Below are 24,091 nucleotides of genomic sequence, written 5' to 3' on the forward strand. Positions count from 1 at the left end.
GGATCATTGAGTCCTCCTGAGAGGTCGGGTGCTTACAACTTCTTCGAGAGCGGCCCGAGTCGTGGCTTTGAGATAGGCGCTGGAGGTGTTGCCGGCTCAGCCACAGTTGTAGACTCATCCATTTCAAAATGTGGTTGCAAGTGATGAGGACCAAGATGATCGTCAGGATATTTTTTGCGGCAAGTGCGATGGCATTTGCATTCCTTGTGGTGTGCTTCCTTGTCGTTCTCGTGGCATTTGATCTCAACAATGCGGATAAAGTTTGGACCGGAATTTATCCAGCAATAGCTTGGCTATTTGCTTTATTGATTTGCTGCAAATTCATGCGTGAATCAAGGCGACATACCCCAATCTAAATAGCAGTCGGGCTTAGAGGCAGGGGTTTGTGATATCGGTGTTGGTCAGCTGTTTGGCATACGTAGATGGCGTCGTGCCGCCAATTGCTGAACCGCCCCGAGAAGTCTTGAGGTTCCATTTCTTGAGAAGGTGGATCCATCAGCGGAGCAAGCAAGTTCTCCCCGGAAAACCGGTAGCGTTCGGCGAAGATGGCGCCGGAGCATCAAGGAGCTTGAGCGCAAAAAGGGAACGACTCACGTTGTCTGATTCATCAAGGCCGACAGGGAATCAAGGTTGAGGCCGTAGGCAAGCACGGACAGGCCCGGCGAGACAGCCCGGAGCCCGTCCAGCTTCTCCTTGGCGGTAAAGGCGCGGCTGTAGGTCACGTGGTGCTCGTCGTCCAACTCGTGGCCCACCAACTGGGCGCGGAGCTCAGACACCACGCCCGCGCCTTGCAACTCTTGGATCAGGGTTTTGCGCAGCGAGTGGAAGCCGCGCTTGGCCTTGGGCCAGTTCTTACCCACCTCGGCCAGGTGCCTGTTGCCGATGGCAAGCGGGCGCTAGCAATCGAGTCAAGCCCGGCGTTATGATCGAGGAAAAATTGACAGGAAACCTGCCGAGCACGCTTTCTGCAACGGATTGAATGGATTAAGTCGGATGTGATCCGATCCCACTCTCTCCGCCAATTCATGGATGCGCTGGTCGAACGCCTGAGCCAAGGTGCATCGCTTCGCGATTTGACCTTGCATCGAACGCAAGCGCCGGACGGCACGATCAGCGAACGCTGGCAGATCGATAACGACGAAGATCTATGCCTGTTCCGCAAGAACCAGACCTGGGCTAATGCCGCTGAGGTCGCCGCCATCGGCGCGCTGGACTTTGGGGAGCCCGTTCAATCTCAGCCCGTCCGGCGCCAGGTCGCCCCAGGACATTGCCTAAGACAAGGCAAGGATGGCTTGCTCGCGTCAATCCAAAGCCGCACGCTCCCCAAAACCTACACGATCAAAAAAGATTTCGGTTGCGGCAATTGCGCCCCGCGTAGCTGGTCGAGAAATTCTTACACGCGGCTCAAGATGCCTTCTTCCGTTCTAACCCTTGCTCTAATCTTGCGTCTCAACAGGGCAAAGTCGGTGTCCACCCGATGGGCGCTGTCAGCGTAATATCTGGACAAGCTTACGTGGCCTGCATCGTGCTCGATTCTAGCTTCGATAAACAGAAAATCGATAAAGCTTCTAAGCAGATCAAGCTGCGGGTTCTTATCTTCGAGCCAAAGGAACTGGCCTTGCTCGTTGACTTCCAGGAACATGTAGGTGCCATCGGGTGCACAGATCATGTCCAGGCAGCCAAATGCAAGATCGAGTGAGCGCATGAATTTAAGAATCTTTGCCTCCACGTCCTCGGGGAGGTTAACCTCTACAACAGCCATTCTTCCCATGTAGTCATCTCGCCAATCAACGAGGGCGGTGTCAACTGATTGAGAGTCAAGCTTGATAGCCCGAACGACATCGCCAAAGACCACAACCCGAAGTTCATAGGACTTCTCGGAATACTCTTGGTAGATGGCGGGACAATTTCTCAGCGGCCTGTCGTTGGCAAGATCCTCCTTATCCAATACAACGGCGTGCTGCGTGAAGTGTCGGCCGTTAGTAACCCAAGTGTTCTGGTTGTATGGCTTCATCAGGCACTTCGAGACATCGGCATAGAACGCTCGAATTGAGGAAGGTTCGTTTGAGACAAGGGTTTTGGGGCTCGTCAGTCCAGCCTTGGTCGCAGCCAGAAGCTGGACAGATTTTTGATCGCTAGATCCCTTGATGCGAGTTGGGCTGATGCTGCTTCTTGCGTGATGGGATAAAAGTGCCTCAGCGGATGCAACAAATGAAAGGCGTTCTCGCTGAACCGTGATTGCGTCATCGTTCGTTGATGGAGTCTAGGTTGAAACTGCGTGTGCTGCGCCCTCTCCATACGCAGGAAACATCCTCAAATCTCAGAGACTCTTCTCGCTCTTCCTTAGGGTCCCACCAGCGGAATAAAGACAAGTCATCTTCAACGGAAGCCCACTCGTCTTGAACGATTTCGAAGAAGTTGAGAGTTTTGCATTCAACGCCTGACTTTTCCAGTGCCCACTTGGCTGCTATGGCATGTGCATCCTCGTATCGGCTGACAATTACAATCATCAAGAACGACCTTTCAATATTTTTAGCAAGAGCTTGGGGGAAGCGATGCTTCTCCCTCAGGCCACGACATGAATTCGTCTCTGGGCCAGTTTGAAGTCAAGAGCGTGTTGCATATCGTTGGTCCTGCCGCCGCTATTGAGCGGATTGTTACACAAGATGTGGAGAACGCTGCCTGCGACCGCGTCGAGCTCGTCTTACGAAAGCATGCGGCCCTTCTGCGGCCCCAGTACTCGGATTTTCTCCTCGACGACGGGCTTCAATTGATTATTCATAACTACTCCTTTTAAAACACGGGCAAGCGACCGCGAAACGCATCCAGCGCTGATGCCGCATGAACCAAAGGGTGAGAATCTGCTAGATTTTTGCCGGTGGAGAGGCGGTCAAGAGCGGAAGATCGATCTTCTCGACATGGATGCCGTGCGCCGAGGTAGCTTCAAGCGTCGCTTCATCGCTGGGCGGAACAGTACCCTGTGGCCTTTCATGGACGCCACAATCGTTCATGGTGGCGCATGTCCAGGCCGCGCCATGCGTGGACGATAAGTAAAGAACATACGGTGAAAGCACCTGCAGCTGGCTGGGAACTGACGTCGATCTGGGGCTTTCGGGGTCTTCGATTCTCATGTGGAAATCGCCCCCAATTGCGATGATTTTCCGGCCAAGCTTGGCCCGCTTTTTCAAGATCTCTGCCATGCCAAGTTCTTTGTTGGCGGCAGGATTTTTACTCCTTGGCTTGCTCGTCAGATCTTCCATTCCGAACACTTCAATGTCTCGTCCACTCTTCTTGAGTGCGTTAACGCGAGTCAGAAATTTCACAAGAGACTGGCTGGCTCGCCCATCGTTCGAAGACCAAAATTTTCCGGAAAGCAGGGCGTCGGTCGACTGTTTCGTGATGGGCGTTGTCAAGAACTGGCTCAGGCATTCGTCTTCAATGGATGGTAGTTCCAGCCCGATAGCAAGCTTGCTTGACTTGGACTGTCGCTCAATCAGAGCGGTGACTAGGTCAAGAGGTTGATCTGCACCGTGAGTTTCACCGATGAGAAGCACGGGGTGCTCTGACCAGACACAAGCAATGTGGCTTAACGCTACGTCCAGCCCCTCGTCGCTCCATGAAGTGAAGGATTTTGGCGAATTTATTTGACACTTCTCTCCCGCAGGCAAGTCATGCGCAGTAGCGTTCCCACTGAATGAAGTAAGCACGCAAAGCGATGCCAAAATGCCAAGTGTCAGGGTGAAAGCCTTGGTGTTGCCGATTAATTTTTTCATGTGGTTTCCTCGTTCAATCATCGGTCAATGTTGTGCCAATTACTCAAAGCATCAACGTCGTTGTGCTGGTTGCTTGATCGCAGCGAGACTGAAAAGGGCTCGTGTTGGCCCGCAGAAAAGCTTTTATCCGATGTCTTCGTCATATGTTGGCTAGGCCCGCCGCATGGGGGTGCTGATCTACTGTTCATGGGGGTGATCAACCTGTCCGGGGTGACTATAGATGTCGCGGCCGTAATTGGCACTTTTTTATCGAAAATAAACGGAATGCAGATGCCTTTGGCGCTACTAATGACTCAACGAGTAAGGCAGTCAGCCCCGTTTTCCAGATGCGTAGCGGTCAAGAGGCCGCGACAAAAGTGGCCAGACCTAGACGGTTCTGTTGTGTTCTTGGTTTGAGGAAAGCGGCAAGGTTGCAAGCCTCGACCAGGAGCGTATGCAGCTGGCTCGGTATGAAGTGGTCAAGGCGCATCACAACAAGATCCCGCGTCAAGGCGGAGCGACCGGTCCGGCAGCTACTCTTATTGGCGAGATGCCCAGGAAAACGGGTCATCTGCCGATCCGGCAACTCATGCAACGCTGCGCCCCTGCGATCCAAGCGTTTAAACCCATTTTCATGATGAGTCCCTTGTCCGTGGCGCAGTTTCTGCAGGCAGGGGCGCCGGACTTCGACATGCTTGTCATTGACGAAGCAAGCCAGGTCCAGCCCATCGATGCGCTCGGTGCGATCGCGCGTGCCAAGCAACTGGTAATGGTGGGTGACGAGCGACAGCTGCCGCCGACGCGCTTCTTTTGTAAAGCACTTGGCGATGGGGGTGATCGGGATGAGGATGAGAGTGGGGCACAGGCGCCAGATGTGGAAAGCATCTTGGGCCTTTGCCGCGCACGAGGGTTACCTGAGCGCATGCTTCGTTGGCACTACCGAAGCCGCCATCAGTCCCTGATTGCCGTTTCCAATCAGCAGTTCTATGAAGGCAAGCTCTTCATCGTCCCCAGTCCCTACACCAGTGAGGCAGGTGTGGGCTTGCGAATTCATCATCTGCCAGAGGCCATCTACGACCGAGGCAACACGCGCACCAATCCCAAGGAGGCCAAGGCGGTCGCGCTTGCGGTACTTGCGCATGCGCAGAACACACCGCAGCTCACACTAGGTGTGGCGACCTTCCACAGCACAGCGTCGCGCCATTCTCGGCGAATTGGAATTGCTGCGCCGCCAGCACCTGGAAACAGAGGGTTCTTTGCGGATCATCCAGCAGAGCCCTTCTTCGTAAAGCGTTTGGAGAACATCCGGGTGACGAGCGCGACATGATCTATATCTCGGGGGGTTATGGACGTGATGCGCAGCGTCACATGACGATGAATTGTGGTCCCGTGAGCAGTGACGGCGGCGAGCGACCTTGAATGTGCTCATCAGCCGTGCCAAGTCGCGCTGCGAAATATTCACCTCGATCGCCGACGAGGACATCGACACCGATCGAGCAAAGGCAAGGGCACCTTTGCCTTGAAGCTCTTTTTGAACTAAGCCAGGACTGGTCGTCTTACACTCACCAAGGAGAAGCGCGACGTCAAGCAAAGCGTATTCGAGCAAGAGGTCGCCCAAGCTCTTCGCGCGCGGGGCTACGATCTCACACCGATGTGGGCTTAGCCGGCTTCTTCGAGTCCGCGTACGGGACCGCTCGATGGTCGACTCATTGACACTGCGACGCCCACAATTCTTGCCTCCTTCCGAAATCGATTCGGCTCTGATCAAGGTCGTGAGGAACAACCAGGGCGCGAAGGCTGAGGAGTTGGTGACGATGGTCTCTCGGCAGCTCGGCTACAAGAGCACGAGCCCACAACTTCGCCGGGTCATTCTTGATCGCTGTGAGGCGCTGGTTGGGGGCGGAGCGATAGCGTCAAGGGCAGACCTTTTGGTGTTGCCCTGATCTGCGGCTGAGGTCTTTACTCTTGCCGCTGGTCTTCGGCAACTCGCTTTTCAGACACACGCCAGGACACAATCCGGCTTGTTCTTTGTATTCAGATCAGTGGGTTAGAGGAAGTTACGTCACGTCCCACTCTCCGCCATCGACTCTTAAATCACTGATTTGAAATTAAGATCCTGATGGGGTCGATTGGGATGCAGGATGCATGCAGAGGAAGCGCCCGCATGTGCATCCCTCATCTTCGGAGTGTCCCGTAATCGTGGCGACGTCCTCCCGGGTAGCCCGAGCATGCTTGAGCTTGGTGGCCAGCATGTCGTAGAGCATGGAACCGAGCCCATGGACAAGACGCTGTGCGCGAGGGCGAGCACATAGCAGACGGGACCGGAGTAGTTGGATGTTGGTCGAGGGCGACCTCACGCTCCGGCTTGGTGTATGAGCCGGAGAAATCGATCCAGAGCCTGAGTTATGCGGTCGAGGGGAGAAGGCAAGGTGTCTGCCTGAAGCCGCCTTGATGACGTGCAGCGCGCAATCTCGGAACTTCACGCTGCTACGTCCGTAACCGACGCTTCGTTGCTCAGATTCGCTCCGCCGTCACTTCAACATCGCTTTTCCTCAATGTTTGGCTGGATAGGGTGCGGTTTCCCCTGATCTAACGAGGATATCCTCATGGCCGAACCCAGAGAAAACCTGCTTGATTGGCTCCGCGATGCCCATGCGATGGAGCAGCAGGCCGAAACCATGTTGAGGGGCCAGGCGTCCCGCATTGAGCACTACCCCGTCTTGAAGGCGCGGATTGAAGAACACATCCAGGAAACGATCGGCCAGCGGGAGCTGCTCGAGGGGTGTATCAAGCGTTTGGGCGGTTCTCCCTCCACGATCAAGGACGTGATGGGCAAGATGGCAGCGCTTGGCCAGGCGGTGGGTGGGATGACCGCATCGGACGAAATCGTGAAAGGCGCGATGGCCGGCTATGTCTTTGAACATTTCGAAATCGCGTCCTACACCGCGCTGATCGCTGCGGCCAAGACCGCCGGCGACCCGGAAACGGCACGGGTGTGCGAGCAGATTCTGGTTCAGGAGGAAGCAATGGCCGACTGGCTCGCGACCCACCTGCCGGAACTCACCGAAGAGTTCCTGGTGCGCGACGCAACGCCGGGCGTCGAGGCAAAGAAGTAACCATTGGATCCCCATCGGCGCCCTGGCGGCCGTTCCGCCGGGGCGCTGCTCTGCGCCACATTCCAGTGTTCTGCGATGGGTGGGGGTGCCGAACTTCCAGAGGGCGAGCACCGTAATAAGCAGCACCGGCACGATGGCAGATCGCCACACATCGAGGAGGTCACCATGATCGATGACAAGAACAACGCGGCTAGTCCGGATCGCGATCGCATCAACGTCAATGAAGACTACGAGCTGCAGTATTGGATCAAGGCCCTGGGCGTCAGCGCCGAGGAGCTTCGGGCGGCGGTCAAGGCTGTCGGCCCCACCGCGGCGGCCGTGCGTAGGCACCTGGGCAAGTAACCGGGAGTAGGGCATGTCCCTCACCGAATACCGCCGCAAGCGGAGCTTCGACAAGACCAAGGAACCCGAACCGGGAAAGGTGTTGCCATCAGGGCAACGGGCGATTTTCGTGGTGCAACTTCACCATGCCAGCCGCCGGCATTACGACTTCCGGCTCCAGGTCGGTGATGCACTCAAGAGCTGGGCCGTTCCCAAAGGGCCCAGCTACGACCCGAAGGTCAAGCGCATGGCGGTGGAGGTTGAGGACCACCCCGTGGACTATGCCGCCTTTGAAGGCGAGATTCCGAAGGGGCAATACGGTGGCGGCCACGTCGCCCAGTTTGACCATGGGGTGTGGGCTACGTCGGGCGACCCGGAGGCCCAACTCGCCAAGGGACATCTGCGGTTCGAGCTCTTCGGCACCAAGCTCAAGGGCGGCTGGCACCTGGTCCGGTCAGGGAAGCCGGCCAAGCAGCCGCAATGGCTTCTTTTCAAAGAGGACGATGCCTTTGCCGGCGACGTGGAAGCGGATGATCTGTTGGGCGACGTCGCCTCGCCGCCTGCTGAAGATCTGAAGCGAGCAGGGGCTGGCAAGACCGACAAGAAAAAGCTCACCGCCGTGGCCCTGCCAAAGAAGGGCCGTCGCAAGGATTGGTCGAAGAAGGCCGCCGCGCTGACCAGGGCCAAAAAAGCCGAGCCGCCAGAGGGCCCCTTCGAACCGCAGCTGGCCAAGCTCGGCGATGCCCCACCCCAGGGCGACCACTGGGTGCATGAGATCAAGTGGGATGGCTACCGCATTCTGGCCACCATTGCCGACGGGGAGGTGCGTCTTTGGTCCCGCAATGCCTTGGAATGGACCGAAAAGCTTCCCGAAATCCGGGATGCCGTCGCTGCCCTCGGGCTGACGTCAGGGGCGCTGGACGGTGAGCTCATCGCCGGCAACGGCACCAAAGAGGACTTCAACCTCCTCCAGGCCACCCTGTCCGGGGAACGGCAAGGCACGTTGGCCTATGCCTTGTTCGATTTGCTCCACATCGACGGGGTGGATATTGCCGATGCGCCCCTACTGGAGCGCAAGCAACTGCTGCAGCAGTTGTTGAAGGGCAGCCCAGGGCACCTGGCCTTCAGCTCCCACATCGAGGGCGATGGGGCATCGGCCTACCGGCTGGCTGGCGAGCGCCACTTTGAAGGCATCATCTCAAAGCGTGCAGACCGCGCCTATCACGCAGGCCGGAGCGAGGACTGGAAGAAGACCAAGCAGCTGGCCAGCGACGAGTTTGCCGTCGTGGGTTACACGGCGCCCAAGGGCAGCCGCACGGGCTTCGGGTCGTTGCTCCTGGCCAAGCCCGACCCCAAGCACGGCTGGCTTTACGTTGGGCGGGTGGGTTCGGGCTTTTCCGAAGCGCTGATCAACGAGGTAGGCCAACTGGTTGGCCAAGCCGGCGGAAAGACGCCTAGTGCTCATGTTCCCACCAAGGACACCGACCTTCGCTCGGCCACGTGGTTTGAGCCGAGGTTCGTGGTGGAGGTGTTCTATCGCGGCATCGGCGGGCAGCAACTGCTGCGCCAGGCCTCGCTCAAGGCGGTCAGGCGAGACAAGGATGTGGCCGATTTGGCGGACTCCGACAGGGCTGCCGCAGTCGAAGAGCCCGTCGACGCCTCCAAGCTCAAACCCCCTGGCAAGCAGCTCAAGAGCGATTCAAAGCACGGCAATGCTTCAAAGCACAGCACGGCCCCGACAGGAACCCAAGGCCGCACGCCCCCTCGGCTGTCCAGTCCGACCAAGGTGATCTTTCCTGACATCAAGGCCACCAAACAGAACGTGTGGGATTACTACACCGCCGTGATCGACCACGTGTTGCCCGAGGTCATCGGCCGCCCCTTGTCGATCATCCGGTGCCCCAGCGGTACCGCCAAACCGTGCTTCTTCCAGAAGCACCACACCGCCGGCCTGGAGCTCGTGGATGCGGTTCGGCTGAAAGAAGACAGCGGGATCAACGCCCACTACCTGGTGGTCAGGGACGCGGCAAGTCTGCTTGAGCTGGTGCAGTTCAACGCGCTGGAGTTCCACCCATGGGGCAGCCACGCGGAAGCGCCCGATCGGGCCGACCGCGTCGTCTTTGACCTGGATCCCGGCCCTGACGTGCCCTTTTCCGAAGTCAAAAAGGCAGCCGTGGATATCCGCAAGCTGCTCGAACAGCTGGAACTGGCGTCGTTCCTGCGGGTGTCAGGAGGGAAGGGGTTGCACGTGGTGGTGCCGTTGAACCCGGGATGCGATTGGGACCTGACCAAGCGCTTTGCCAAGGGGTTTGCCGACGCGTTGGCACAATCGGAGCCGACCCGTTTTTTGGCCACGTCAACCAAGAGCCTTCGCAACAAACGCATTTTTGTGGACTACCTGCGTAACGGCCGCGGGGCGACAGCGGTCTCGTCGTATTCCCTGCGCGGCCGCCCTGGCGCCCCGGTGGCCATGCCCATCGCCTGGAGCGAGCTTGCCAAGCTGACCCGTGCGGACGCGTTCACCATGAAGGACGTGCCGGCGAAGTTGGCCAGACGCAAGAAAGATCCTTGGGCGGACATCAACACGATCCAGCAAAACCTGGCCCGCTGGGCGCAAGACGCCTGACTGGCCGCCTGCCTCGATACTGATTTGGGAGAGAACCGATGCGTCAATCCATCCTATCCGCTGCGGCAGCCGTCGCCCTAACCGCGTGCGGGGGCGGAAACACCCAGTCCAGTGTTCAAGCGCCTGGAGCGGAGGAAACGGCCAAGACGAAGGCCCTGGAAACGGGTGCAGCAGTGATGCAGGATCGGCCGCCGATCGATGCCGTCAACGCTTACCTGGACGGCTTTCATTTCTACAATGGTCAGATGAAGGCGCAGATGGAGGCGCATCACTACTGCTCAATTCTCAATGAGGATGTCATCCAGTGCACCATCTACGATGGCAATGTGAAAGACGCCAAGCTCATGGGCGTGGAGTACATCATCAGCGAGAAGCTGTTCGCGGGCCTGCCCGAGCAGGAGAAGGCGCTCTGGCATAGCCACGTCCAGGAGGTGACATCGGGGCAGCTGGTCGCGCCAGGGATCCCGGAGGTGGCCGAGCATGAGCTCATGGAAAAGCTCATCCGCACGTACGGGAAAACCTGGCACACCTGGCACACCGACTTGGACAAGGACCTTCCGCGAGGCATGCCGCAGTTGATGATGGGCTTCACTGCCGATGGCCAAGCGAACCCGGAGATGGTGGCCACTCGCGATGCGCGGCTTGGCGTCAGTAGCGAGGACAAGCGAAAGCGTCGCGCCGATATTCCCGTGCCGAACATAGATCCGGGGGCAGACGCCTGGCAACAGGGGACGGTGATCCAAATCCAGGACCCAAGCGGTGGACACGCGCACGGAGCCGAGAGCCGGGATAAGCAGCCCTCCAATCGGAAGGAGAACGTGACGTCCAATGGTTCGACCGACCGGTAGCTGTGCAGTGCCTGAGTGGGACGTGGTCGGGCACACCCGGCGCACGCTCCGCTCGCATGGTGCTTGCAGTCTGTTGATAGGGGGTGCTGGATGACGCGGGTCCTCGCCAAGCCCGGACCATCGTGCATGAAGCGGATCGTAAACGCGGCTCTTCTGCGCGTTTTATCTACCCCTGCTGGCCCCGGCAAAGTGACAAGACAGGGGACATGTGGATGATCAGCAAAGCGGGACGGCCTGACTCCCTCAATCGCCCGTCTGGCTGTGCGGGGCGGCCAGTGGTTTTGACTGAGGCGAGTCCTTCTGGCGTAGGAAGATGGTCAAGATGACCAATGAGAGCACAGCCAAAAATTCGCTTTGCCAGTTCTGGAAGGACTCGAACCAGAAGCTGCTGCTCCAGAGGTGTTCCCAGCACGTGGGGGCAGGCTGTCCAAGCGCCACCTGCTCATCCACTTCCGCACGCCAGCTGCCCGCCAGGTGCAAGGAGAAGCTCATGAGGAACAGGGCCCCGAAGGCAATTGCCAGGGAATGACCATACAAGGTCTTCCAGATCCCACCTTTGCGAACGGCCCAAGGCGTCGTTCCAGCCTCGATGCGCTGTTTTTCCTGAGCTTCGTCCAAAGAGCGTGATTCAGCCGAGCCCTTCTGGCGGAGGCTGACGGTCAGCAGGACATACATGCCCATCTGAAGAAACTCGCTTTCCCAGTTCTCGAAGGTGGCGCTGACGAAGTGCCCGCTGTGCAGGTAGTTCCACAGATCCAATGTCGCACGTTGCTTATCAGCGAGTTCTTGATTGTGTGCCAGGAAGCCGGTCCACACCTGGCCTGCAAAGAAGCAGAGAAGCAAGAAGAGGAGCACGATCGATAAGCCATTTCGTTTCCACATGCCCATACGCCCTAGAGGTAAGCGAGCGATCCTACGTTAGTCCCGCCAGCGCAGGAATTCGTGAAGGAGCGGCATCGCGTGCCGCCCCTCAAGGGGCACTCCGGGATATGGGAACCCTGCCGCGTTGATCAGGTCGGTGAGCATGGCGGGCTTGGGCAGGAGCGCCCATGGGTGGCGGCCGGGCCAGGCGACATGCGACGACACCGAGGCAACCAGGGAGAGGACTCGGAAAATGCCAAAAAAAAGCGGCTGCCACGGCTTGTTCCTGCGCGATGATGAGCCAAGTCGCAACTCTGGTGGGCCCAGAAAATCTGGGCCCACTTCGGCTCGGTCAGAACTCCTTCCAGCCTGCACTGTCCGTTGAGCCAGTGAGTGACTCGATTTGGCGCGGTGCTTGATGCGGGAGGCGTTTTGCAGGTGTCTTCAAAAGCGCTGCCGTCTTCTTGCTGCCTGGGTTGGCGAAGACGGTTTTAGGGGGGATTGCTTGGACCCGACGAACTGTCTCATTGTCGATCTTGAAGATCGCCACGGCCTCGGTCAGCTGGGTGGCTTGCTCTTCCATGGCGCGGGCTGCAGCGGTCGCCTCCTCGACCAGTGCGGCGTTCTGCTGGGTCGCTTCATCCATCTGCGTCACGGTGGTGTTGACCTGCTCGATGCCGGCCGACTGTTCCTGCGAGGCTGCAGAGATTTCGCCCATGATGTCGGTCACGCGCTGCACGCTGGCGACCACTTCGGTCATCGTGGTTCCGGCGCTGCGCACCAGGGCCGAGCCTTCCACGACGCGCTGCACCGAGTCGTCGATCAGGTCCTTGATCTCCTTGGCCGCGCCGGACGAACGCTGTGCCAGCGTACGTACTTCCGAGGCGACCACGGCGAAGCCGCGGCCTTGCTCGCCGGCCCGCGCCGCTTCCACGGCGGCATTCAATGCCAGGATGTTGGTCTGGAACGCGATACCGTCGATGACCGAGATGATGTCGGCGATCTTCTTGGACGACGCCTCGATACCACTCATGGTTGCGACCACCTGGCCGACGACTTCGCCGCCCTGGGATGCCACGCCTGCGGCGCCGATCGCCAGCTGGTTGGCCTGGCGCGCATGTTCGGCGTTCTGGCGCACGGTGGAGGTCAGCTCTTCCATCGAGGCAGCGGTTTCTTCCAGGTTGGCCGCCTGCTGTTCGGTGCGCTGGGACAGATCCTGGTTGCCTGCCGCAATCTCGCCCGCAGCAGAGCTGATCGTGGTCACTGAGTGTTGGATACGGCCCACGATAGTCGCGAGTTGCCCGGCAGTTGCATTGGCATCGTCACGCATCTTGGCGAAGACACCGTTGAATTCACCATCTATCCGCGCCGTGAGATCGCCGTGTGCGACTGCCTCAAGAAGCCCGGACAGCCTGGCCAGGTTGGTATCGCTGATATGCATCATGGAATTCAGGTCGTCGATCATGACTTGGAAGTCGTGCTGGAACCGATCCCTGTCACCCCGTGCAGCAAAATCGCCGTTGGCCGCAGATTGGGCCAATCGCTTAATTTCCGTATTGATCGCAAGCAGGCTGGCTTTGGCTGCATCCATGGATTCATGCAGAAATGCTCGCGAGGCGGGCAAGCGGCGCGCATCCCGGCGAAGATCTCCGCGTGCATACTCTTCAAGAACCGCTATGGCGTCGACGATCGCGTCGAGGTGCTCAAACATCATTGTATTGATGCCTTGTGCAAGCTCTCCATAGATCCCCGGGAAGGATTCAGGCATCCGGTGGCTGATGTCCTCGCCCGCATGCTTGTGAATCATTAGCGTTGTTTGATGAGAATAGCGTTGTAGCATCGCCACCATCTCGTCAGAGGCTCGCAGCATTTGGCCGATCTCATCTTGAGTTGTGTCATTGCTCATGACGCTCAGGTCGCCTCGCGCGACTGCGTTAACCGAAGCAAGTGCCTGGGAGAGTGGCTTCGTCAGACTCTGCGTGATGATCCAGGCTGTCAGGCCGCCCAACAGCAGACTCAAGGTGCCAAACACCCAGATCATTGTGTTGCTGCTCTGATTGGCGTCGTTTGCCTGTGCAGCTGATGCGGCGATCGCCTTTTTTTGCTCCGCGACGCTTTCGGCGATGGCTTGGTTCCATGCCCGCATCGCAGGCCGGGCTTTTTCCAGGGTGATAGCGACCGCACTATCGTAATCACCAGCTGCCAGCCGCTCGCCAATTTGACGATTGATTGGCATTGCGATTGCGCGCATTTCCTCGATACGCGTGCGCCGAGCCCGGGCAGCTGCGTCCGGCGCTGGAAACTTTTCGTTGTAGTCCTTCCAGGTCAGCTCGTAGCGCTTAACCAGCCCCTTGATGCGGGCCTGGTAGTCCCCGAATTTTTCGGGATCGCGGAGCAGCGTCATCTCGCGACGCGCCACAATCATGTCGTTGTTGATATCCAATAGCGTTGTGAGTGCCACCATCTTGGCCAAACTCACATCCACAACCTTGTGGAGCTCTTTGTTCTGTGTCCTGTTGCCTTGTAGCGCAACGATGCTGATCAATGTGATGAGGGCGAGGAGCAAGCCAAAACCGGTCGCCAGTCGCGCTCCGATCCGGAGGCGGCGTGTGAAGTTCATTAAAGGAAATCCCAATGCAGGTAGGGGGGGGCGACCCTGGCCCGGGCCAGGGACACGTCAGTCAACGCTTATGCGGTCGCGGCATGCGTAAGGCGTATACGATAATCGGCCTACGTGTGATTATCTTTAACGCATACATGATGGTTCAGAAAGGCGTGGTTACGCCGGCAAGCATTAGGCTGAGGTGTTTGGATTCAGCGAAGGAAGGCGTCGCGTAGGTCAACCAGGCGGTGGTGCAGATGGAGAAGACGCCCCCGTAGAATGCAGCGCTGGTGAAGGAGCGGCAGTCGCAGGCTGGGCTACGCGCCGACGGTGACGCAAAAAAAAAGCCTTCGGCAATGGCGAAGCGGATCGAGGTGTACACACTCAAACGTGCGGCGCGTGTCGCAGAGTGTGCTCAGACGGCGAGGGGACCTGTTTGCGTTGCATACGCATGGCGTAGACCCGGATGACAGGGGGAGTGCTGCTGATAGATCGCGCAGCCCTGGGACGCGGTCTGGCCAGTGCATGGATTGATCCGCGACGCGCTGGAGATCGCCGAGCCAGATGTCGTGGTCGCGCTGATAGCGCGCTCCATCAAGCACGCCATCGAGCAAAGCGAAGCCACGCTCGCGCGAGCGCTGCACCGCAGTAACCCATCGATAGAAAGACTCGGGTAGCCGGGACTCCATTTTCAGGCCGGAGGCACCGCTCAGGTCACGCGAGGGCTGCCTCGGCGCCACGAGCTTTGACGCGCTGCAAGCGAGCGTCCCTGCCATAAATTGTTCATGAAATGATCAAGACCAGCGGCTTGGAAGACGGGCACCCGCCCGCTTCGTTGAAGCGGCAGCTCCGGGGACAAAGAGCGAAGGGCTTCTGTGCGCGGGCTGGATATCTGCCTACTTGCGGTTTCGATTGCATGGGCAGGGCAAGGCGACATGTGCAGCATCCACCGTTGATCCGCTTGCTGGTTTCGACGGGGCGTAAACAGGGCGTGTAGCACAGTGGCCTTACCAGCCATAAAGCCAGGAACCGCATGAACCCGCCCGTCGAATACCGCCCCGATCTGGAAACGCCCAGCGTCAGTGAGCAGGAAACCATCCGTTCCCTGGAAGCGTTGTTCGTTGACATGGCAACGACCGTGGCTGAGAAGGAGGGGCATGCGCACCGCGCGGTCCATGCGAAAGGGCAGGGCCTGCTGACCGCCAAATTCACCGTGCTCAACGATCTGCCGGAAGAGCTACGGCAAGGCCTGTTCGCAGAACCCGGGCAATACGATTCATATATCCGCTTGTCATCGCCGCCTGCAGAACAGTTGAGCGATGCGGTTTCGACTCCGCGTGCGTTGGCGTTGAAGGTATTGGGCGTGAGTGGTGAGCGCGTGGAGGGTGGAGACGAAAAGCACAGTCAGGATTTTTTGATGGTCAATGGCCCTTCCTTCACCACGCCGGGTCCTGACGGTTTTCTGCGTAATTTTCGTGTTCTTGCGACGACTACTGAGAAGGCGCCGCGTGCCAAGGCAGCGCTCTCAAAAGTGCTTCGAGGGGTGGAAAACAGCCTTGAGAAGATCGGCGCGGGAAGTGGCAGCATCAAGCAGCTGGGCGGGCAGCCGCAGATTCATCCGCTAGGCGAAACCTTCTTTTCGCAGGTGCCGTATCTCTACGGCCGCTATATCGCCAAGTTCTCGCTTGCGCCGGTGTCCAGCAACCTCCTCGCACTGGATGGTGAGGACGTGGGCGACTCCCAGGACGCGCAACGCGATGCCGTTCATCACGCCATCAGCACCCTGGACAGCCCCGCCGAGTGGGAGCTGCGCGTGCAGCTGTGCCGGGATGTGGACAAGATGCCGGTCGAGGATGCCTCGACGGAGTGGCCGCAATCCATCAGCCCCTTTGTCGCAGTGGCGCGTGTGGTCGTCGAGCGCCAGGCCGGCTGGGACGGGGAGAACTCGCAACGGCTGGAAGACCGCATCGCCTTCTCGCCGTGGCATGCCCTGGCCGCTCACCGGCCGCTGGGTGCCATCAACCGGGCGCGCCGTGTCGTGATGGCAGCATCACGCCGATTCCGTGCCGAGTTCAATCGCTGCCCGATCCACGAGCCAACTGGCGTCTAGCGCGGTCGTTGCTTGACCTTGCCGTGTGGCCCCGATGCCTCCGCGTGGTCTGCGTGCCCCGGACTGCAGCTGCCAGCCAGGAGTGTTTGAGAACTCGCAAAAGATGGACGACGACGTCAGTCCACGTGGTGTGCCGGGGTTGGCCCGGCCCCCGTAGCAAGGACGTTGCTGGTGATAGCCCCTCTCCACCAGCGCTGCCGGTCGCGTCCAGCTGAATGCTGGACCCAGCCGGGCTGTCAGATCGAGACACCACTATCAAGAAGGACCGATCGCTGCCGCTAGGGACGCATCCCTAACGCAAGTAGCAGAGGTCGCCATGTTTTTCTCCGACAGCCACAAGGTGGACGCGCTGACCAAAGCGGTCGATGCCACGTTGAACGGCGGCACTGCGCAATGGCCGAACAACGGGACGGCTCTGCTTCTCAGGAAGCTGGCCGAGTCCCTGCATGCGGCGCAACAGGAGCGCGATCTGGCACAGGCCCGGGCGGAAGAGGCGACGACCGCGTTGCGCCATCTGGAGGGGCGCTTCGAACTGGTCGCCAGCGGCACCACTGACGGGCTCTGGGATATCGGCGTCATCGGCGGAGATCCCACGCACCCGGACAGCCCGGTGTGGTGGTCGCCGCAGATGCGCCGGCTGCTGGGTTTTGCGTCCGAACAGGATTTCCCCAATGTCCTGGACAGCTGGGTCGCGTGCCTGCACCCGGACGACAAGCAGCCGACGCTGGATGCCTTCGCGGCGCACCTTGCCGATCGCAGTGGTCGCACTCCCTACGACGTGGAAAACCGCCTGCGCCTGAAGTCCGGCGAATACCGCTGGTTCCGCGCATTCGGCACGACCGAGCGCGATGCGCAGGGCCTGCCGCTGCGTGTGGCCGGGTCGCTCACCGACATCACCGAGCGCCGTGAGCGGGAGCAGTTCCTCGACATCACGCTGACGCGCTTCGAGCTCGGCTCGCAGATGCTCAGCGATGGGTTGTGGGACATGAGTGTGATCGCGGGTGACCCGATCAATCCGAGCAACGAGTTCTGGTGGTCGCAGCAGTTCCGCCACCTGCTTGGCTTCGAGTCCGAGCAGGAATTCCCCAATGTGCTCGATAGCTGGGCGTCACGGCTTCACCCGGAAGACAAGGAGCGTTCTCTGAATGCGTTCGCAGCGCATCTGAACGACCGCAGTGGCCGCACCAACTTCGACATCGAGTATCGCCTGCAACTCAAGAACGGCCAGTACCGCTGGTTCCGCGCACGCGGTCTGACCAAGCGCGCGGCAGATGGCACGCCACTGCGCGCGGTGGGCGCGTTGATGGACGTGGAAGCCGGACGTCAGTTGGGCGAGGTGGCAAACACGCTCAGCAACGCGGCAGGCGATATCGTGCGCAGCAACGATGACCTGTCACGGCGCACGGAACAGCAGGCGGCCGCCCTCGAGGAAACCGCAAGTTCCATGGAGGAGATGACCAGCATCGTTCGCAAGAACGCCGAAGGCGCGCGTCAGGCCAATTCGCTGGCGAGCCAGGCCGCAGAGACCGCGCTGCATGGCGGCGAGCTGGTCAATGGGGTGGTCAGCACGATGGCAGCGATCCAGGCGTCATCGCGCAAGATCGGCGAAATCATCACCGTCATCGACGGCATCGCGTTTCAGACCAACATCCTCGCCCTGAATGCGGCCGTGGAAGCGGCGCGGGCAGGCGAGCAGGGACGCGGCTTTGCGGTCGTCGCTTCGGAGGTGCGCAGCCTTGCTCAGCGCTGCACCATGGCCGCCAAGGAGATCCGCGACCTGATCGCCGATTCAGGCGCGAAGGTGGGGCAGGGCGCGGAGCAGGTCAACGTGGCGGGCAAGGCCATGGAAGAGCTGCTGTCGTCGGTGAGGCAGGTCAACGACATCATGGGTGGCATTGCGGCGGCCAGTCACGAGCAGAGCGCCGGCATCGAGCAGATCAATCAAACGATCTCCCAGATGGATGCGGCCACGCAGCAAAACTCCGCGCTCGTCGACACCATGGCATCGTCGGCCCGCGCACTGGAAGATCAGGCGACCGCGCTGGTGGAGAGTGTTGCGAACAGTTCACGCAGCGTCAGTGGCAAGGCGAAACTCGCACTGGCTGCATGACGCATGCAGCCAGCGCGCCGCCCTGCGACCTGGTGACGCCGGGATGCAGGGCGGTGCGCTGAAAACCAGAATGCAGTCGGTGGCTTTTTTACGCTCGGCCTGAAAAGGCGCACGGTGCAAACCGCTCGCTTGGGATGTTTCATCGCGCAGGTGCAGTGGCAATGCGTGCGCCGGTAGCGAATGAGGCCCTCTGGATTTTTCCATCGGCCACCTCGTAGATGCAGAGCATCTCAACAAGACTGGTCCCGTCAGCAAGGTTGCGGGTGATCAGCTCCGAATCGGCGACGATGTTGCCGACGACGGTCCGCGACAACAGCCGCGCATGCAGGTCCGGCTCTTCAAAGCGGGCGAGAAAGCGCTCGCGAAGCATGGCGTGTCCTTTCGCCAGTCGGGGGCCGTGCAAGGTGTAATGCTCGGCATCGTCGGCATAGGTCGCCAGCAATGCGTCGATATCCTTGGCGTTGTAGGCGTCCAGCTGCGCCTGAACGATCGAGAGCACGTTATCGGTGGTCATGTCTGGGCAATCTTCTCGTGTCGGGAAGGCAAGTCGCCACCGCACAGCAGGTGCGGACGACGTGGCAAGGACTCCGGGCAGTCAAGCACTGGAGCAAGCGGATCAGGGTGCGTGCTTCCTAATACCAGCCCAGGTACAGCGTCGCAATGCCCCAGGTATCGATCAATCCATGCGCCAGGACCGTCGCCCACAGGTTGCGTCCTGATCGCAGGTAGACATAGCCAAACAAGGCGCCGACAAGCCCGGTCAGCAGCACCCCCGAGATGCCTTGGCTCAGGTGCATCGCGCCGAAGAGTGCTCCCCCTGCCACTGCCGCCATCACCTGGCCCCCACGGTAGCGGCCCAGCACGTGATCGAGGTGGTGCATCAAGAACGCACGGAAGACCAGTTCTTCGCCCAGCGCGGCGCTGAGCCAGGCACCGCCTGCCAGCTGGGCGGCCGCGTTGAAGTTGCCACGCAATGCACCGTAGCCGCTGTAATCGGCCTTGGTCCCGGTCAGGGCATCGATCAGCGGTTGCACGAACGGATTGACCAAGCCGATGACGAGCGCGAGCAGCAGCAGCGTCCAACCAAGCCAGGCGCGAAAGGGCCGGCGCTGCAGTCCGCAGGCACCCAGCGAGCGCGTTTCCAGCCAGACCAACGCGATCCCGAGTACGCCGACCACCGGCATCCGCCAGGGAAACTGCAACCAGCGGTAATGCGCCAGCGCGAGGAGGACTGCGATCGCTGCGATGCGTGCCAAAGGATGTCCCAGCGCAGGACTGCCAGAGCGGGGATATGCGGTTGCGTCGCCTTGTTGAAACATGCTGGAAGGAGGATCGAGTAGGTCCTTGAACGGTAGCAACAGGAGCGACAAGCGTCCTGTGCCAGAGGGCATGGGCTGCTATCTGCGAAGAGGGGTGGGGCATGGACAGGGTCTCGGCCATGATCCGGTCACCGTCATGGGGCCGGCCAATGACGCAGGCAGTCAGCCGGCGTCGATCATCAACACGCCCGCCCGGTGTAGCACTGGCATGTATCTCTTCGCGCGATGGGTCTATGCCGCAGCGACTGCGCCGGCCACCGGTGCCTGCAGACGTATGTCGGGCCAACGCTCTGCTTGAACCCCGCATCACCTTGCTGGTTCAGCTGTGTTTGCAACGAGGAACACATGGCGCCACCAATAGCCTGTGGATGCGGATACGCTATGCGCTTCCCACAGCGTTGTTGACAGGTATGGAGCAGTTGAACGAGCAATGGATGACAGCGGTTGTGGATGCGTTGAGCGACCTGCAGGCAGCAAGGGTGGCTCAAGGTGCGGTGCTTGAGGCAATGGTTGCTTCGCATCCATCTCCCGTGCTGCTCATGCGTTGCTGGGATCGCCTTTCTTCGTCGTTGATTGCAACTGCTTCACAACATAAAGCCGCGTCGACAATGGCAAAGCCCATCGAGGCGTATACGCTCGAGCAGCTGGCAGCGTGGACGGATCGAATGGAGCGCTGTTTTCCCCAGGCCAGAGGTCAATCCTAGCTGGGATTGCGACCAGGCCGCGCTTGCGATGCCCGTGCTTGATGCACGGCACTTGGCGACGCGGTGCATAGCGGAGCCGTACGTCGCGCTTGGATCGGCGAAGGCAACGGTGAGCAGCTGCTGCAACCGTGTGCCGATCAGGCTCCTGCCGGCCGGCAAGCTCCCATTCCGTGCCTTGATGGGCTATCTGCAGTGCCAGGCATCGCGGGCAACCTGCATTGATGGCCTATCTGGTTGTCCCCAAGGCCCAGATCGAACGTTTCACCGATGCAGCCGGGCAGCTTGGCGGTGTGGGATCCTTCGTGTCACAGGCCACGGTCGCCGAGTTCATGGAGCAAGGGCACTTCTCCCGTCACTTGCGCAAGATGCGTGCGCTCTACAGTCAGAGGCGCAGCTATCTGGTCGATGCGCTCACCGATATCTTTGGTTCCCGCATGGCGATCCAGCCCCAGGCAGGCGGACTCCAGGTGCTGGCCTATCCCGCGACAGGGCAACGTGATGCGTTGCTGGCGCAGGCCGCCCAATCCCACGGACTGCCACTTCAGGCATTGAGCAGGTGGCGAATCCGGCCCTCATCGTCGGGCGGTTTACTCATGGGATTCTCGAGCTTTGCAACGCGAGAGCAGGCATATGCCTCGGTTCAACGGCTACGAGCAGCGCTGGATGACGTGCTGGCACCTGTAGGACCCCGTGTTCGTGCTGCATCGCCGAGGGTCTGAAGTAGTGTGATTAACGGCCACCCTGAAAGCGGAAGGTGAAGCGCATGGCCGACGTGGAGGCCGTTGCCGAGTCTGCTGGTGGAGCAGTGGCGTCGACCAACGTCAACTGGCCATCGGCCACAGCCACCGGCACGCCAAGCGTGAGATCGATCTGTTTGGACCAGCCCCCGCCGAGCACGGTTGCCCTGACGATCAACCGGCCCGCCACGACGCACTGCACCTCGGCCGGGCAACGGCTGTCTTCGATGACGCGGTCGGGACGAACCCTGGGGCCATCGACCGCCGCGATGTCTCCCAGCCGTACCGGGCCTTCGATGGGCCACGCAGTGATGGAGCCAGCCGCCGCGCATCCGGCAAGTGAAACGGCCAGAAGCGTTACAAGTACTGGTCTGCGGAAGAGGCGGATACGTTGCATGGCGGTCATGCTCGCATGTTGTCCAAATAAAAGCTGATGTTCGGCGAGCTGCACCTGGGTAGCAATCACATCACGGCGATGTGGCGTCACTTCGCCGTGGTGCTCTCGCGCAGGCGCCAGCAGTGCGCGAGCGCTGGCAGCGAAGGCGAGCCGACTGATCTGTGCACCTGGCGACGACACTGTGTGACCCGGCGAGCCGGGATGTCATGAACCAGCGCATCAGCGGCCGATCCACCTCGTCCCGGCCTCCCCGTGCGATTGCCGTTGTCGTTTTCCCCCTTTACCCGAGCGGCCATCCGGCGCCGGGCAGCGCAGGTTGGCCGATCACCAATCGCTGCACGTCGGCTCTGGTCCGGACCGGCGGCAGGCCACGCCATCCGCCCGGTTAGATCACCGACGCATTGACCTTGAATACCTCGACCGCCCGCGTCAGTTGCGTCGAATGCGCTTCGAGCGAACGTGCGGCGGTGCTCGCCGCTTCGACCAGGCTGACGTTCTGCTGGGTGGTTTCGTCCATCTGGGCGATGGTCCGATTGACCTGTTCGATGCCGCCGGCCTGTTCCAGCGAGGCGGCGGAGATGTGGCCCATGATGTCGGTGACGTGCTGGACGCTGGTGACGACCTCGCCCATGGTGGTGCCGGCCTTGTGCACCAGCGTTGCACCGTCGGCGACGCGCTGTACGGAGTCGTCGATCAGGTGTTTGATCTCCTTGGCGGCGTCCGATGAGCGGTGCGAGAGGGTGCGCACTTCCGAGGCGACCACGGCAAAACCGCGGCCTTGTTCGCCGGCGCGTGCGGCCTCGACGGCGGCATTGAGGGCGAGGATGTTGGTCTGGAAGGCGATGCCGTCGATGACCGAGATGATGTCGGCGATACGCCTGGACGAGGCCTCGATGCCGGACATCTGTTCGATGACCTGGCCGACCACGTCGCGCCCTTCCGAGGCGATGGCGGCGGCGCCCAGCGCGAGCTGATTGGCACGGCCGGCGTGCTCGGCATTCTGCTTGACGGTGGAGGTCAGCTCTTCCATCGAGGCGGCGGTTTCTTCCAGGCTGGCGGCCTGCTGTTCGCTGCGGCGGGACAGTTCCTGGTTGCCGCTGGCGATGTCTTCGGTGGCGAAGCCGATGCTGTTGGAGGTGGTCTGGATGTGCGTGACGATGTCGGTCAGGCGGTGCACCGTGCTGTTGGCATCGTCGCGCATGGAGGCGAACACGCCGTGGAAGTTGCCGCTCATGCGCACGGTCAGGTCGCCATCGGCGATGCACCGCAGCAGGTCGGAAAACCTGGCCAGGTTGGTATCGGAGGTGGCCATCATGGTGTTGAGGTTTTCGACCATGAGGCGGAAGTCGTGCTCGAACTTTTCCGGCTGGCCGCGCAGCGCGAAGTTGCCGGCACATGCAGCCTGGGTGAGCTGCTGGATCTGCGCGTTGATGGCGCGCAGGTTCTGCTTGACCTGCTGCATGGTGGCGGTGATGGCGGCCTTTTCGCCGGGGTATTGCTCGATTTCCGGTGCCAGGTCGCCGATGGCATAGCTGCCCATGACCTCGGTCATGCGCAGCTGGGTCTGCACGTGCGCATGCACCAGGGCGTTGGTGTCCTGCACCATGTGCCCGTATTCACCGGGGAAATGCTGGGCGTCGGTGCGGTAGCTGATCTCGCCGGCATCGTGGCGGGCCGCCATGCTGCGTTGGGCGGAGATCACATCCTGCAGGCGGCGCTGCATCTGCTGCATGGCGCGCAGCAGCTGGCCGGATTCGTCCTTGCCGGTGGGCAGGTCCTGGCTGCGCAGGTCGCCGTCATTGATGCGCTCGGCCAGCCGCAGCGATTGCCGCAACGGCAGCACCACGCTGCGGGTCAGCAACAACGCAATCGTTGCGCCCAGCAGCAGGGCGATGACGGTGGAGACCACCATCAGCATCGCAAAGCCGCGCGCAGTGGTGACCGCATCCTTGGCAGCCGCGCGGTTCTTGGCTTCCTGCAGGTCGATGAAGGCGTTGATGCTGGCCAGCCAGGCGACGAAGGCAGGGCGCGCCTGCTGCAGCAGGCGTTGTTCGGCATGCGGCTTGTCGGCGCCATCGCGGAACGCACGCACCTGCGCGATCAACGGCATGGTGCGCTGCTCGATGGCCTTGATCCGCTGGAGGATGGCCTTTTCTTCCGCGTCCGTGGAGGTCGCGATCATGTCGTCCAGCGGCTTGGCGGAGCGGGCGTAGTCCGCGGCGAGCTTGTCGATCGATTGCTCTGCCGTCTGCCGGTCTGCCGGGTCGTCCAGCAGCACGACATCGCGCAGGGCGATCGCGCGGTCGTGCACGCTGCCGCGGAAGTTGATCGCATAGCGTTGCTTGACGCTGTTCACTTCGTTGATGGCGGTGAGCTGCTGGTCGATGCTGCGCACGCGCTGGATGCCGACGACGGTGAGGAGCACCATCAGGACAATGATCGCGAGGAAGCCGAGGGCCAGGCGCTGACCGATACGCAGATTCGAAAGCAGGGACATAGGGAGTTTGATCGGTGATCCGGCGAGCGGAAGAGCGGGGAGAATCCCAGCAACAGCTGGGAGGCGATGCGCCCGGGACACCGATGGGGCC

Annotated in this window: 17 protein-coding genes and 3 pseudogenes; 11 read left to right on the forward strand and 9 right to left on the reverse strand. The window is 60.6% G+C overall.

Annotated features, from left to right (window positions below):
- Window positions 1-590: 590 nt before the first annotated feature.
- Both H7A86_RS08675 and H7A86_RS08680 read right to left on the reverse strand, forming a co-directional pair.
- Window positions 591-875: pseudogene (locus tag H7A86_RS08675) on the reverse strand (integrase); the annotation flags it as partial.
- A gap of 518 nt (window positions 876-1,393) precedes the next feature.
- Complete coding sequence (locus H7A86_RS08680; RefSeq protein WP_147421348.1) at window positions 1,394-2,014, reverse strand: MvdC/MvdD family ATP grasp protein; 621 nt, start codon at window positions 2,012-2,014, stop codon at window positions 1,394-1,396.
- A 564-nt stretch (window positions 2,015-2,578) separates the two neighbouring features.
- On the opposite strand from H7A86_RS08680, the gene H7A86_RS08685 reads away from it, so the two are divergent.
- Complete coding sequence (locus H7A86_RS08685; RefSeq protein WP_119132195.1) at window positions 2,579-2,797, forward strand: hypothetical protein; 219 nt, start codon at window positions 2,579-2,581, stop codon at window positions 2,795-2,797.
- 67 nt (window positions 2,798-2,864) lie between these two features.
- On the opposite strand, the gene H7A86_RS08690 is transcribed toward H7A86_RS08685, so the two are convergent.
- Window positions 2,865-3,773 carry a hypothetical protein gene (locus H7A86_RS08690; RefSeq protein WP_147421347.1) on the reverse strand — a complete coding sequence of 303 codons (909 nt, stop codon included), beginning with the start codon at window positions 3,771-3,773 and terminating at the stop codon, window positions 2,865-2,867.
- Between the two features lie 433 nt (window positions 3,774-4,206).
- Between H7A86_RS08690 and H7A86_RS21180 the strand changes: the two genes are divergently transcribed.
- The 6 genes and pseudogenes from H7A86_RS21180 (at window position 4,207) to H7A86_RS08715 (ending at window position 10,663) form a co-directional block, all read left to right on the forward strand.
- Window positions 4,207-5,079, forward strand: a complete 873-nt coding sequence (locus H7A86_RS21180) for a DEAD/DEAH box helicase (protein ID WP_338063649.1) — start codon at window positions 4,207-4,209, stop codon at window positions 5,077-5,079.
- Window positions 5,080-6,358: 1,279 nt separating this feature from the next.
- Window positions 6,359-6,868, forward strand: a complete 510-nt coding sequence (locus H7A86_RS08700; RefSeq protein WP_104582833.1) for a ferritin-like domain-containing protein — start codon at window positions 6,359-6,361, stop codon at window positions 6,866-6,868.
- A 165-nt stretch (window positions 6,869-7,033) separates the two neighbouring features.
- Window positions 7,034-7,210, forward strand: a complete 177-nt coding sequence (locus H7A86_RS08705) for a DUF3606 domain-containing protein (RefSeq protein WP_119132424.1) — start codon at window positions 7,034-7,036, stop codon at window positions 7,208-7,210.
- A gap of 13 nt (window positions 7,211-7,223) precedes the next feature.
- Window positions 7,224-7,637, forward strand: a pseudogene (locus tag H7A86_RS21245) (DNA polymerase ligase N-terminal domain-containing protein); the annotation flags it as partial.
- A 264-nt stretch (window positions 7,638-7,901) separates the two neighbouring features.
- Window positions 7,902-9,815: pseudogene (gene ligD / locus H7A86_RS08710) on the forward strand (DNA ligase D); the annotation flags it as partial.
- Between the two features lie 38 nt (window positions 9,816-9,853).
- Window positions 9,854-10,663, forward strand: coding sequence for an OBAP family protein (locus tag H7A86_RS08715; RefSeq protein WP_119132192.1), 810 nt, complete (start codon window positions 9,854-9,856; stop codon window positions 10,661-10,663).
- Window positions 10,664-10,906: 243 nt separating this feature from the next.
- Here the strand turns inward: H7A86_RS08715 and H7A86_RS08720 are convergent, their stop codons facing one another.
- Together H7A86_RS08720 and H7A86_RS08725 are read right to left on the reverse strand one after the other, a co-directional pair.
- The gene (locus H7A86_RS08720) at window positions 10,907-11,545 is read right to left on the reverse strand and encodes a DUF6766 family protein (protein ID WP_180708086.1); all 639 of its coding nucleotides are present in this window, start codon (window positions 11,543-11,545) and stop codon (window positions 10,907-10,909) included.
- A 331-nt stretch (window positions 11,546-11,876) separates the two neighbouring features.
- Window positions 11,877-14,144: a methyl-accepting chemotaxis protein gene (locus tag H7A86_RS08725; RefSeq protein WP_119132191.1), complete on the reverse strand. Its 2,268-nt coding sequence runs from the start codon at window positions 14,142-14,144 to the stop codon at window positions 11,877-11,879.
- 1,015 nt (window positions 14,145-15,159) lie between these two features.
- Between H7A86_RS08725 and H7A86_RS08735 the strand changes: the two genes are divergently transcribed.
- A complete protein-coding gene (locus H7A86_RS08735; RefSeq protein ID WP_104648485.1) occupies window positions 15,160-16,236 on the forward strand; it encodes a catalase family protein in 1,077 nt (358 codons plus the stop codon).
- Between the two features lie 316 nt (window positions 16,237-16,552).
- Window positions 16,553-18,346 (forward strand): methyl-accepting chemotaxis protein, encoded by a 1,794-nt coding sequence (locus H7A86_RS08740; protein WP_115676742.1) that lies wholly within the window; start codon window positions 16,553-16,555, stop codon window positions 18,344-18,346.
- A 139-nt stretch (window positions 18,347-18,485) separates the two neighbouring features.
- On the opposite strand, the gene H7A86_RS08745 is transcribed toward H7A86_RS08740, so the two are convergent.
- Window positions 18,486-18,860, reverse strand: coding sequence for a nuclear transport factor 2 family protein (locus H7A86_RS08745; RefSeq protein ID WP_104582838.1), 375 nt, complete (start codon window positions 18,858-18,860; stop codon window positions 18,486-18,488).
- Window positions 18,861-18,978: 118 nt separating this feature from the next.
- Window positions 18,979-19,530, reverse strand: coding sequence for a CPBP family intramembrane glutamic endopeptidase (locus H7A86_RS08750; protein WP_104648573.1), 552 nt, complete (start codon window positions 19,528-19,530; stop codon window positions 18,979-18,981).
- 368 nt (window positions 19,531-19,898) lie between these two features.
- Between H7A86_RS08750 and H7A86_RS21250 the strand changes: the two genes are divergently transcribed.
- Together H7A86_RS21250 and H7A86_RS08760 are read left to right on the forward strand one after the other, a co-directional pair.
- Window positions 19,899-20,369, forward strand: a complete 471-nt coding sequence (locus H7A86_RS21250) for a hypothetical protein (protein WP_425509745.1) — start codon at window positions 19,899-19,901, stop codon at window positions 20,367-20,369.
- Between the two features lie 221 nt (window positions 20,370-20,590).
- Window positions 20,591-21,088, forward strand: a complete 498-nt coding sequence (locus H7A86_RS08760; RefSeq protein WP_180708087.1) for an aminotransferase-like domain-containing protein — start codon at window positions 20,591-20,593, stop codon at window positions 21,086-21,088.
- Window positions 21,089-21,098: 10 nt separating this feature from the next.
- Here H7A86_RS08760 and H7A86_RS08765 read toward each other — a convergent pair whose 3' ends face one another.
- On the reverse strand, window positions 21,099-21,512 hold the full coding sequence (locus H7A86_RS08765; protein WP_425509752.1) for a hypothetical protein: 414 nt from the start codon (window positions 21,510-21,512) through the stop codon (window positions 21,099-21,101).
- Window positions 21,513-21,888: 376 nt separating this feature from the next.
- Window positions 21,889-24,000 carry a methyl-accepting chemotaxis protein gene (locus H7A86_RS08770; protein WP_119132190.1) on the reverse strand — a complete coding sequence of 704 codons (2,112 nt, stop codon included), beginning with the start codon at window positions 23,998-24,000 and terminating at the stop codon, window positions 21,889-21,891.
- Window positions 24,001-24,091: the final 91 nt, after the last annotated feature.

Origin of the sequence: Xanthomonas euroxanthea (assembly GCF_903989455.1) — a bacterium.
GTDB lineage: Bacteria > Pseudomonadota > Gammaproteobacteria > Xanthomonadales > Xanthomonadaceae > Xanthomonas > Xanthomonas euroxanthea.